General features: G+C 51.3%; 9 protein-coding genes and 1 pseudogene. 4 read left to right on the forward strand and 6 right to left on the reverse strand.

What is annotated here, in order from left to right; genetic code table 11:
- Positions 1 to 75 precede the first annotated feature (75 nt).
- Positions 76 to 972: a LysR family transcriptional regulator gene (locus tag KP705_RS02315; protein ID WP_046901748.1), complete on the forward strand. Its 897-nt coding sequence runs from the start codon at positions 76 to 78 to the stop codon at positions 970 to 972.
- A 28-nt stretch (positions 973 to 1,000) separates the two neighbouring features.
- On the opposite strand, the gene KP705_RS02320 is transcribed toward KP705_RS02315, so the two are convergent.
- Positions 1,001 to 1,909, reverse strand: coding sequence for a helix-turn-helix domain-containing protein (locus tag KP705_RS02320; RefSeq protein WP_215763935.1), 909 nt, complete (start codon positions 1,907 to 1,909; stop codon positions 1,001 to 1,003).
- Positions 1,910 to 2,281: 372 nt separating this feature from the next.
- On the opposite strand from KP705_RS02320, the gene KP705_RS02325 reads away from it, so the two are divergent.
- Positions 2,282 to 3,496, forward strand: coding sequence for an MFS transporter (locus tag KP705_RS02325; protein ID WP_215763936.1), 1,215 nt, complete (start codon positions 2,282 to 2,284; stop codon positions 3,494 to 3,496).
- 119 nt (positions 3,497 to 3,615) lie between these two features.
- Here the strand turns inward: KP705_RS02325 and KP705_RS02330 are convergent, their stop codons facing one another.
- Positions 3,616 to 4,236, reverse strand: a complete 621-nt coding sequence (locus KP705_RS02330) for a DUF2239 family protein (protein WP_215763937.1) — start codon at positions 4,234 to 4,236, stop codon at positions 3,616 to 3,618.
- A 105-nt stretch (positions 4,237 to 4,341) separates the two neighbouring features.
- Here KP705_RS02330 and KP705_RS02335 point away from each other — a divergent pair, with 105 nt between their 5' ends.
- A complete protein-coding gene (locus KP705_RS02335; RefSeq protein ID WP_215763938.1) occupies positions 4,342 to 4,677 on the forward strand; it encodes a GIY-YIG nuclease family protein in 336 nt (111 codons plus the stop codon).
- A gap of 67 nt (positions 4,678 to 4,744) precedes the next feature.
- Here the strand turns inward: KP705_RS02335 and KP705_RS02340 are convergent, their stop codons facing one another.
- The gene (locus KP705_RS02340) at positions 4,745 to 5,350 is read right to left on the reverse strand and encodes a DUF1826 domain-containing protein (protein ID WP_215763939.1); all 606 of its coding nucleotides are present in this window, start codon (positions 5,348 to 5,350) and stop codon (positions 4,745 to 4,747) included.
- Positions 5,351 to 5,438: 88 nt separating this feature from the next.
- Between KP705_RS02340 and zigA the strand changes: the two are divergent.
- Positions 5,439 to 6,642, forward strand: a pseudogene (gene zigA, locus KP705_RS02345) (zinc metallochaperone GTPase ZigA).
- A 177-nt stretch (positions 6,643 to 6,819) separates the two neighbouring features.
- Here the strand turns inward: zigA and KP705_RS02350 are convergent.
- The 3 genes from KP705_RS02350 to hydA form a co-directional block, all read right to left on the reverse strand.
- A complete protein-coding gene (locus KP705_RS02350) occupies positions 6,820 to 9,162 on the reverse strand; it encodes a TonB-dependent receptor (RefSeq protein WP_215763940.1) in 2,343 nt (780 codons plus the stop codon).
- Between the two features lie 208 nt (positions 9,163 to 9,370).
- Positions 9,371 to 10,690: an aspartate aminotransferase family protein gene (locus tag KP705_RS02355; protein WP_046902105.1), complete on the reverse strand. Its 1,320-nt coding sequence runs from the start codon at positions 10,688 to 10,690 to the stop codon at positions 9,371 to 9,373.
- A gap of 35 nt (positions 10,691 to 10,725) precedes the next feature.
- The gene (hydA, locus tag KP705_RS02360) at positions 10,726 to 12,141 is read right to left on the reverse strand and encodes a dihydropyrimidinase (protein WP_215763941.1); all 1,416 of its coding nucleotides are present in this window, start codon (positions 12,139 to 12,141) and stop codon (positions 10,726 to 10,728) included.
- Positions 12,142 to 12,192 lie beyond the last annotated feature (51 nt).

Genomic DNA, 12,192 nt, shown 5'->3' on the forward strand with positions numbered 1-12,192 from the left:
TCAATCGATTAGACAAGGTAAATTTCTTGGGTCTATGACTTTTAGTCATGAAACCTGTGAGAAGGCCTGAGCATAATGCGGCGTGAAGAGCTTGGAAGTCTGGCCATGTTCATGGCAGTTGCTGATGAAGGCAGTTTTACCAAGGCCGCAGGCAAGCTTGGGATTTCACAATCTGCGCTCAGCCATTCTCTTCGGCGGCTCGAAGCCAGACTGGGCCTTCGGCTCCTTACGCGCACAACCAGGAGTGTCGCACCTACATTGGCTGGTGAACGCCTTATAGAAACACTCCGTCCTGCCCTTGAGGATATTGACCAGAAGCTTGCCGCATTGACCGAGTTACGGGACCGCCCTGCTGGCACTGTTCGGATCACGGCAAGTTCTCACGCGGCGTACACGGTGCTGTGGCCAGCTATTGATCGTCTCACAGCCGAAAATCCTGACATCAACGTGGAAATCAATATTGAAGGAGGCCTCGTCGATATCGTGGCTGAGCGATATGACGCAGGAATAAGGCTTGGAGAAAGACTGGAGCAGGACATGATTGCTGTGCCAATCAGCCCACGCCTTCGGATGGCTGCTGTGGCCTCCCCACCATATCTGAGCGGAAAGACTATCCCGGAAACGCCTTACGATCTGGCTCACCATAACTGTATCAATCTGCGCTTGCCGACTTCCGGTGGATTATATGCTTGGGAGTTTGAGCGCGACGGCAAAGAGATCCGGGTTAAAACGCAAGGACAACTTGTGTTCAACGATATCAATCTGATTGTGGAAGCCGCGCTCACGGGGCACGGTATTGCTTTCATGCTTGAGGATCACGTCAAAGATCACCTTTCTTCCGGAATTCTGGTGCGAATGCTGGAGGAATGGTGCGAGCCATTCGACGGGTATTATCTGTATTACCCAAGCAGGCGGCAGCCCTCTCCAGCGTTCACCCTTGTTCTGGACGCTCTGCGTTACCGAGGCGGATAAATTTTAGAGCTGGATGAATGATCAAAAACTAGATTGACGCTTGAATGGATTGCTCTGCTTCTCGGCGATACCTTCTGGGCGTAACCCCTTTTTCTTCCAGAAATGCTCGATTGAAATTGGATAGATTACTGAAGCCAGCTTCTGCGCCTATAATGGAAATGGGATCTCTCGTTGTCATCAGAAGGTTGCATGCACGACTGATCCGTAAACGGCGCACAAAACTGGTGAAAGTGCCCCCTGTTGCTTGCTGGAATAGACGCGAGAAAGCAGACGGACTCATTTTAACGCGATGGGCGATCTCTGCCTGTTTGATCGTCTTTAAATCTGAAGACAACAAGCTCTGCATGACCTGATCGATCACCCTGGACTCTTCTGCTTTTGAAGAGCGGGAGTTCCAAGACTGACATAGAACGTGTCGAGGCACCTGAGCCAAATTTACAAGAAGCGCAATCAGTTTCGAGACCCGCTCGGCTGGGTCAGAGAACTCTAGGTCTTCCATCTGGTGGCAGAGCATTTCCAGGGATGGACCATGAAATTCGACCCCGTTGGCCGCGTCCTCAATCAGGCGCAGAATGTCCCCAAACTCCGGGCATAGTTGAATCAATCCCTGAAGCCATGATGGCTGGATCTGTACGATCAGATCGCGCCCATGACAGACCTGCTCTTGCCCCAGATTGCTTAACCAGTTGTGAGGTAAGTTGGGCCCTATCAGAAACATGCTTCTGGCGTAGAAGGTACCGACATGGTCACCCACGACATACCGCCCACTCCCCGCTGTAATCAGGTGCAGTTCATACTCGGGATGGTAATTCCACTTAGCGCACTCAGCGGGGTAATCATGCCTGGACAGAGTAAAACTGTGTGCTGGCTTGGCCGTAATGAGCTCGTAAACGGGTTGAAGGGGCTGCGTGGCAAAGGGTTTTCGGCGATGGGACATGCAATGCCTAATACCACGCTGCCCTAGGGCAAGGCTTTAAAAACTACGGATGATATGAGGATCTGCATTCGGGATCATGGCTTCCAGTAAGGTCTGATTCGTCGCAGTATCATCAGGAATTTTCCTCTTAGTATCTAGCGTTTGATTTTTATTTTTTCGATACTTTTTTGCGGTTTCGTTCTGCGATAAGAGCGGCTCGTCCTGCAGTCTTTTTGCATTTCTGAAGTAGAAATTTTTCTATGATCGTTATGTTATAATAACATTATAGTTATTATCAGTTTTGAACCGCTTCATCGCGGCATTGCTCTCACGGTTTCTTGTGGTCTATCGCGCCTCGCTCGCTTTCTTGAAATTTTTCCTCGAAGAGACCACATGACCATCGCAGTGCCGCTCGAGAACTCGTCTTTGACGAACGTTCCCTCCCCTCGCACATCTCTTATTTTCTGTGTGCTCGCTCTGGGCGCTTTTGCTATAGGAACTGCTGAATTTACAGCCATGAGTCTGGTGCCTCTAATCGCACGCGAACTTCAGGTTACGGTTCCACAGGCCGGGCACGCGATTGTTGCTTACGCGATGGGTGTTGGTATTGGCGCACCGCTCATTGCTGTTCTCAGCGCACGTTTGAGCCATAAAAAAACACTCATTGGGCTTACTACCCTTTATATGGTTGGAAATGGGCTCACAGCCTTTGTCCCATCTTATGGCTACCTTTTGATATGCCGATTTGTCAGCGGCCTTCCCCATGGCGCCTATTTTGGAATAGCTGGCATCATCGCTTCGTCACTCGTTCCTCCAAGTCGCAGGACACTGGCGGTTTCGCGTGTCGTGCTTGGTCTTACTGTGGCAACGGTTGCAGGCGTCCCCCTCGCCAGTATCATAGGAAGTGCTCTGGGATGGCGCTGGTCCTTCGGTTTGATCGCGGCTCTGGCACTCATCACAACTGTCCTTGTCAGTGTTGTTGTTCCCACAGACCCCTCACGTCCCCATGCAAATGCAATGGCTCAACTCAGAGGCCTTAAAAACCGACAAGTGTGGCTCACCCTTGGAATCAGTGCCGTAGGGTTTGGTGGAATTTTTTGTGTTTATACTTACCTGACGGCTATTATGCAGGAAATTCTACATGCATCGTCCACGATGATTGCTATCATGCTGGCTGTCTTTGGAGCGGGAATGACCACAGGAACGGTTGTTTGCGCCTGGGCTGCTGACCGGAAGATGATGCTGACCATGGGCGGTATCTTGCTCGTCAATGCTTCAGCTCTCGCCGGTTTCGCAGGATCTGCGCATAACGTCTGGGAGCTGATGCCTGTTGTGTTTATGATCGGGTGTGGCGGAGGGCTGGGAACGGTGATTCAGTCGCGCCTCCTTGAAGTCGCGGTAGGTGCAGAAGCTATGGCTGCGGCCTTGAACCAGAGCGCTTTCAACCTGTCTAATGCCGTTGGTCCCGCACTAGGTGGGCTTGCCATTGCAGCCGGTTTTGGATGGACCTCAGTAGGCTGGGTTGGCAGCGGCCTGGCTTTTGGTGGTTTCATGATCTGGCTGCTGACTTTGGGTGATATCAAGGCAAAACAACAGCGACCGATCTAAACAGGCCTCCTAACCCTTACCTGAGCCTGACGAGTACTCCTATGAGCGAGGAACAGATGCTCTGTCAGGTTCAGGATTTCAAATAAGCAGACTAGTACGCTTGGGCGAAAGACCGGTTTCTATTCCGGCTTCTCGCTCGGAGAAGTGACCTGGAGAAGCGCCAGGGCATAGTTTCTCACATCCGTGGGCCACGCCTCCATGCGGTGAGAGAAGGTATCCATATCGCCAGCAAAGAGGGCTCTGGTTACCTCTTCAAAGCCGGGTAAATCGCCTGCAAGGGCCGACAGGAAGCGGTAAGTGCGCTCGCGTGCGACTTTGATCTGCGTTTGGCCGCCATCTGAGCGACGCGCATCGTCAATAAGGCGTCTTAAGGTTTGAGATGCTCCGCCTGTCTGTGATGCTAGCCATTCCCAATGCCGCGGAAGAAGTGTCACTTCGCGAGCCACCACTCCCAGTTTGGGGCGTCCACGAGGCTTAGAAGCCTCTCCCTTCATACGTGGGCGGGGGTTACGGGCGGCCAAAGCCTCTTTTTCTCCCCGTTGGGTCAACCGTGTGACGATTTCAGCCGTGGTTCCGCGAAGATCGAGGTCGATCACCGCACCCGTTGCATCGTCGAATGTGAGAATGGGGGCATGCGTCTTTGTGTGTTTGATGGCGAGAGCAACGTCTACCAGCGCTGCGCTGGCGATTTGTTGAGTGCCAGCAAAGGCGGTGCAAGGTCTGGAAAGATAATTCGTCATATTGGTTTTATCCGGAATAAAAAAATAAATGTCAATTTACCCGGGTTATATTGAAAAGCTTGTTCTACTCGTCTACTCAAATCGTACCCACGGAGGATATGACGCATGCAACGTGAGACAAGAAAAGCTGTTACCGCAGCCTATAAAGAGCGGACGGTAACAAGCGGAATTTACGTGGTTCGGTGCGTGACCTCTGACCAGGTATGGGTCGGTAGCACCCCCGATCTTTCCAAAATTCAAAACCAGCTATGGTTCACGCTTCGACTGGGCAGTCATCCGCATCACTCACTACAGGACGCGTGGATAGCCCATGGTGGTGATACATTCTCATTCGAGGTTATCGAGGAATTGAAGGGTGAAGATAATGCTTATATCCGGATTGCCACGCTGAAGGAACTTCTCGCTAAATGGACTGCAGAACTCAAAGCAGTACGCCTCTAATATTTGATAAGGTGTCATTCACAAGACGCGAAAATTGACACAGTTAGATTAGAGCGATGGACATTTATTATGCTGCCATCTCGAAAGGGGGTTCTCCACAGGCGTTGGCTTCATCAATCGTGAGTAGAAGCCTTATGCGCTCCTTGGCAGGGCGATGAGAGAGTGGCGGCGAGCGATGGAGGACCTTCTCTGCGTGGTCCCACTGAGGAAAGTGTTTCCCTTTCAGAAGAACAATTGCCCCGATAGAGGCTTCTTGGATGGTTGACCCGTTGTCGGTTGTCCATTGAACTCCCGGCCCGACATAAGAGCGAAGCAAACGGAGATCGACGCAATCGACATGAAATTTCCTGCAACTATCCGTCGTTATTTTTTCCAAACGAACGCGGAGTGCCTGATGTCGGGATATATCGCCGTAAAGAGTAGCGATCTCCAAGATGTCTTTCTGTAGAGGCAATGTACCTTCTGGAAATGAGGCTTGTAGCTGGGCAGCAATGTCCCCCAGTTGCCCCCGCGCTATCCATGATCGAGGCGCGGATTTCAGATAGTCTTTCGCCGCCTGTGTCAGTGTTTCCGACAAGCTGGCCTGATGAAGACTGATGCTACAGTGAGGCAACAGAATGTCTTTGAGCAACGACTGACGAGCCAGACGGGTATGAGTGGAACACTGCGGCATGGAAAACGCTTCCTTGCTATTATTATGTTATAACATAACTATTATTGACGCCTCTATCAATCCCCTCTTCTCTTCAGGTGCTTGCCTCATGTCGGACAATCGATTGCCTGTGACCGTTCTTTCCGGTTTTTTGGGAGCTGGAAAAACTACCCTTCTCAATCATGTTCTGAATAATCGCGACGGTCTGAAGGTTGCGGTCATTGTCAATGATATGAGTGACGTGAACATTGATGCCGAGCTGATCCGAAATGGCGGCAGTAATTTGTCACGGACAAATGAAAAGCTCGTGGAAATGACGAATGGCTGCATCTGCTGTACGTTGCGGGATGACCTTCTGACCGAGGTCACACGGCTGGCAGAAGAAAAAAGATTCGATTACCTCCTGATTGAATCAACCGGGATTGCAGAGCCCCGGCCCGTCGCAGCTACTTTCGAGTTTCGAGACGAAGAAGGCCGCAGTTTGAGTGACGTCGCTCGGCTCGATACGATGGTAACTGTTGTGGATGCCGTGAACCTGCTCAAAAGACTACGGATCAACCGATTTCCTTCGGGATCGAGGTGAGGTTGCGGGAGAAGAAGACGAACGCGCGCTCGTAGACCTCTTCGTTGATCAGATCGAATTTGCGGGCGTCATCGTTCTGAACAAAATCGATACAGCCACTACCGAGCAGGCAGAGGCAGCAAGATTGATTATTCGTTCTCTCAATGCTGACGCAGCTGTGGTTGAAACAAGCCAAAGTCAGGTTCCCATAAACCAGCTTTTAAACACTGGCCGATTTGATTTTGACCGTGCACACCACAATCCCTTGTGGCTCAAAGAGTTGTACGGGCATTCTGAACATCGGCCGGAAACGGAAGAATACGGAATTTCCAGCTTTGTTTACCGTGCCCATCGGCCTTTCAGACCGGAAGCTTTTGCAGACTTCATCGAGCAGTCACGGCATGGTGTGGTGCGCGTGAAAGGCTATTTCTGGCTTGCAACCCGCCCGGATTGGGTTGGAGATCTGAGTATTGCGGGGGCTTTAGCGCGTCATCAGGCGGCTGGGCGGTGGTGGGTAAGTGTCCCGCATGACAATTGGCCTGATGACGAAGGCTGGCGAGCGACATTGGCCAAATACTGGGATGATGTTTACGGAGACCGACGTCAGGAACTGGTCTTTATTGGAACCGGAATGGACGAGGCTGCAATTCGTACTGCGCTCGACAATTGCCTTGTTCCACCATCACAGGACGAAATTTTCATGCCCGGGCACTACGACAATCTTCCTGATCCATTTCCTCAGTGGTCGTAAATATTTGAGTTATTTTGACGTGCGTGCCCATATTTTATGCCATATGGCCCTGGCGATTAGGACAGCAATTGGAGGGGCTTTCTTCTTAGCCCCTCCCGAACACTCATGGACCAGCAAGATAACCATTCGCTCTGATGTATATCTCAGAAACTATTCTTTGGAGAAATGCAGCTAAACTCAGAAATCCGATGAGACCGTTCCCGTCATTGAAAATCTTGGAAGCACATAGAAGGATGCCCCGCTGCTGCCTGCTAGGGTACTGCCATCGAGCAGTGTCACGTTATGGTAGTTGTTGGTAATGCCCGTTGTTCCGACACGAATGACCGATCCCGTCAAATTGGAAAAATTTAGACGGAACGTAGGGGTTTTCAGGAAATAGAGCGGTTTGAAATGATACCCAAGCGCCAGGGTATTGGTAACAAAACCTGGCATTCTCTGATCGCCCACAAGTGTTACTGACTGCGGGCCGGTATAGTGAAGGCTGAAGTTTCCAAAAAAGCCTGCATTGCTGTAGGTCAGGCCAAAATTTGCAAGCACTCGTGGCGTGAGAATGGACTGTTTTCCTTTGGTGGGAAGGTATGTGTCACCATAAGGAATATTTGAGTCAAAAGTGCCATGCAGATACTCCACTGAGGCATAGGGGCTGAAATGGTGAAAATCCCTTCCCGCAATCATGGCATCGAATCCGCGGATCGTCTGGTTTCCAGCATTGGAAACTGCGTAAGCGGTATTGGGCAGATAGGTGGTGAGAAGACGGTTGGTGATATTGGAATTGAATGCCGAAATATCGAACGTCAGGTACCGGTTGTTATAGCGATATCCAATCTGTTCCGTGATGGAATACTGGTTTTTTGGAAGTGACGTCGAGCCAGACAGCTGTGACGGAGACGGCTGCCGGAAATCCCCCTCTGCATTCATGTAAACCTGACTGTGAGAGTCGATTTTATACGAGACAGAAAGATGCGGAAGCGGCGCGGTTGAGTTGGCTCCGATCGTAAACTGGCTGAGCCCGGAAGCGCGATCCCAATAGTTGGACATGATATATTTGAAGCCACCGTTTATGGTCAGGCGATCATTAAAATATTTGGCGGTATCTTCGATAAAGAAAGAATTCAGCTCGTAGCCCGCATTGTACCTGTAAATCGCTTCCTGACCATCTGCTGTATAGAGCTTATAGGCATTGTCATTTGTTTTGGCATTTCGTCCGCCAGGTTGTGTTGCCATGGTTGGAAAGAAATAGTCGACGGCATTGTTCTCATACCAGTATCCGAAAGACAGATGGTTATGACGATCAAGGTCGTAACCCAGTTTGGCGACAAGCCCGACTTGCGGGGACCAGTGCTGCGCCCAGTATGTGCTCAACGGTGTAGGAGGGTCAGCTTTCTGCCCGTTTCCATAGAAATATGTGGCACCCGTCGAGGCTGGCGTGCCGGCAGTTGAGCCGTCCCAGCCGAACCCTGTCGCGAAATAGGGAGACAGGTCGAAAGTCAGGCGTTTGTTGATAATGATATGGGCTTGTGTTGTGACGAAAAACTGGTTCCAGGAGTCAATATTGCCTTGCCAGTAATTTCCGGCGGACGTGGAATTCCTGTCCCAGACATTTGTACGGTTATATCCCTGTCCCGTATGCTTATAATTATAAAATGTTTGAGCATCTGGATATGCATCAATTGTAAACATGGAATTGTTCCATGAACCAAAAAATTTTACAGTTGATCCATTGGTAAATTCTTTAAAAAGTCCAACGTCGACATGTGTCCGGCGGTTTGTACCTGCACCCATCCACTGTCTCGAATGGGTATTTGAGACTGAGATGTAAGACCGGATACCGGAATTTCCGATTTCTCCGGATTCCAGTCGGACGAATTCACGGGACATGTTGTTGGTGCCGTAAGAAAAATCCATGCTGCCCCCAGCTTTTTTCCCAGGGGTTAGTGTGCGCTCATCAAGCGTACCTGCCGTTGCATTGGATGCAGGCGCATCGATGGGAGAGCTCCCAGGCGTCATGGTGACGCTTTCGATGTTCTCTGCGTCAACGTTCTGCTGAAGATACGCCGCAAGAGATGCAGGAGCACCGTCCAAAAGCAAAGCCGTATCGGCATCAGTAAAACCGCGCATATACAGAGCACCGCCTTTGATGCCAGACGTATCTGGCATGGCAATGCTGACACTTGGAAGATTTTGGACAACATCAAGACCGGTTGATGTCGGGCTTCTCATCTCAATATATTGGCGCCCCACAGACTGCACGGCATAAGGTGCAGTTTCGACGCGCATCATGCCTCCCCCAGAGTTGCGCGCGCTTCTCGACCCACGAACACCAACGCTCTCTTCGCTGGCTGCCATCATGGACGTTCTACGGGAACGCGGCTTTGCAGGTGTGCCAGATGTCGCATGATGAGAGCTTGTCACATGACGAGGGTGATGAGCCGGAGCAGCACTGGAGCGTCCAGTCTCTGCGGAAAGGAGTACGGAACTCAGAATAGTACCGAGGAACAGACGAGAAGCCAGTGTCTTCACTTTTTTTCTCCGAAAGCTCAGTTGGCGTAACTGAATAAAATGCACTCAAACATATTTCGATATAATAATGAAATACTAAATAATCTTCGGAGAAAATAAATATACAAAATTAGTATTTTGGATTAATTCCAGCGCGTTTAGCCGAATGATTCTTCCATCATTCGGCTTTCTGAAGCTTATTTCTAAATTCGGAAACTAAGATGAATATTTAGAAGTCTTTTTCGCAGCTTATAATCACCTTTCTAACTTGGGCTATCATTCCTCTGATTTGATCTGGAGTCGAAATAAATGGAGGACCAAAAGAAATCGTGTCTCCTGTGACGCGAAGCAGAACGCCCTCTTCCAGGCCTCGCTCAAAAAGCTGAACGCTTCGAAGGGCGGATTTGTCAGAAAGAGGATTGAGTTCGATCGCGGCGGTAAGGCCTATGTTCCGTAAATCTTTTACGGACTTCAGGTCCTGCAGTGCATGGATCTCTTCTTCCAGAATGGGTTCCAGTGCCCTGACGGCCGCATTGGTGCCCTCTTCTTCCATGATGTCGAGCACCGTATGGGCCACGGCCGCCGCCATCGGATGTCCTGAATAGGTGTAGCCGTGAGCGAACTCTATGGCTGCGTCAGGGCCGTTCATGAATGTTTTGTAGATTTCTGACGTGACGATAACGCCTCCCATGGGAATGATCCCATTCGTGACCGCCTTGGCGAAGGTAATCATATCTGGTGTGACGCCGAATCTTTGGGAGGCAAAGTTTTCTCCCATACGCCCAAAGCCCGTGATGACTTCGTCGAAAATGAGGAGAATCCCGTGTTTCGTACAGATTTCCCGTAGCTTCTGAAGATATCCGACAGGAGGAACAAGAACCCCGGTTGATCCCTGCACTGGCTCGACAATGATAGCCGCGATTGTGGAGGCATCATGGAGTGCCACCAGTCTCTCGAGATCGTCCGCCAGATGAGCGCCCCATTCAGGCTGCCCTTTTGAAAAGGCGACATGGGCGTGATCGTAAGGGTGTCGGATGTGGTCCACGCCAGGGACCATTACCGTGGCGAACATCTTGCGGTTAGGGACAATGCCGCCGACAGACATGCCCCCAAACCCTACACCGTGATAACCCCGTTCGCGTCCAATGAGACGAAAGCGGCCGCCCTCACCTTTGAGCTTGTGAAAGCCGATTGCAATTTTCAGCGCAGTATCAACAGCTTCCGAGCCAGAATTCGCGAAGAAAACATGCTCCAAGCCTTCGGGGGCCATTTTTGCGATGCGTGCTGCCAGCGTTACAGCCGGTGCATGAGTCATCTGAAATCCGGGTGCGAAGTCCAGCGTTTCTGCCTGCTGACGAAGCACATCCGCAATGCGTGGATTTCCATGGCCTAAAGGCGTACACCATAGCCCAGACAGGGTATCGAAGACCGTTTTGCCGTCGGCCATCGTATAGTAAGGTCCCTTGGCAGAGGATACAACGCGATGATCGCCCCGACCGTTAACCAGTCTGTTGGCTGTAAAGGGCATCCAGTTGCGCCCCTCACTCATGGCAAGGGCGCACAGGCTTTCGTTCGTCAATGTAGTCACGATACTGCCTCCGTCAGGCTGTCAGATGTTTTTTTCTTAAAAGGCGCTCTCTCGACATACCGGCCCTGGCCGCGCTCGGCACGCAGTGTACCGTCATCCCAAAGGATACGGCTCTGACTGATTGTCTTTTTTGCTACGCCTGTAACGGTCATGCCTTCATAAATATTGTAATCGACATTCTGATGATGTGTGGCGGCAGAAATGGTTCGCGACGCCGATGGATCCCACAGCACAATATCCGCGTCTGCACCCTCAACAATCATGCCTTTCCGGCTATGGATATTGAAGATACGGGCCGTATTGGTGGACGTGAGGGCAACAAACTGCTCCGGAGTTATCTTGCCGCCGACAACGCCGTAATGCCACAGAATGCTCATGCGATCCTCAATGCCGGGAACACCGTTGGGGATGCGCGTAAAATTGGTGAGGCCCATTTCTTTCTGGGAGCGGCAGAAGCAACAGTGATCCGTTGCGGTGGTGTGCAGTTGGCCGGAAGAAAGGCCGCCCCAGAGCGATTGCTGATGCGATTTTTCGCGGAAAGGCGGGCTCATGACATAGCGCGATGCCTTCAGCCAGTCTGAAGACTGGTAAACGCTGTCATCGAAAACCAGATGCTGTGGAAGCACTTCGCCATAAACCTGTAGTCCGCGAAGGCGAGCAGTTGCGATGGCTTCGGTCGCCTCGCGTGTCGACACATGCACGATATAGAGCGGGGTATTGCTGACGGCCGCCAGTGTAATGGCGCGCTGGGCAGCCTCACCTTCCACGCTGGAGGGGCGGGAGAGCGGATGCGCCGCAGGGCCAGTATTTCCCGCTTTCAGGAGAGTCTCCTGAAGAAACGAGACGGCATCTCCATTTTCGGCATGCACGGTGCATAAAGCGCCCAGTTCTCCCGCTCGGCGCATGGAGTTGAGGAATGTCTCATCATCCACCATCAGGGCGTTTTTGTAGGCCATGAAGTGTTTGAAGGAATTAACGCCGCAGTTCCGCACCAGTGTTTCCATATCCTGGTGAACCTGCTCATCCCAGTGCGTCACCGCGACATGGAAACCATAGTCAGCAGACGCTTTTTCGGCTTTGCTCCGCCATGTTTTCCATGCGTCATGTAACGACTGTCCGTGTTCGGGAATGACGAAATCAATAATGCTCGTTGTGCCTCCGGCGAGCCCGGCGGCTGTGCCTGTATAGAAATCGTCACTGGCCGTCGTGCCCATAAAGGGCATTTCCATATGCGTATGGGGATCTATCCCCCCTGGCATGACAAGCAGCCCATCTGCATAAACGATGGTACTGCCGGTCGGCGCTTCCATATCCGCCTGAACAGCCGCGATTTTCCCGCCATCGTCACATAGGACGTCTGCTCTGAAACGCCGCTCAGACGTAACAACTGTTCCACCCTTGATCAGGAGCATGACATCCCTTCCCTTCAGGAAAAGTGGTTGGCATTATGTCGTTGTCTTACC

The organism is Gluconobacter sp. P1D12_c (assembly GCF_018812105.1).
In the GTDB taxonomy this organism is placed as follows: domain Bacteria; phylum Pseudomonadota; class Alphaproteobacteria; order Acetobacterales; family Acetobacteraceae; genus Gluconobacter; species Gluconobacter oxydans_A.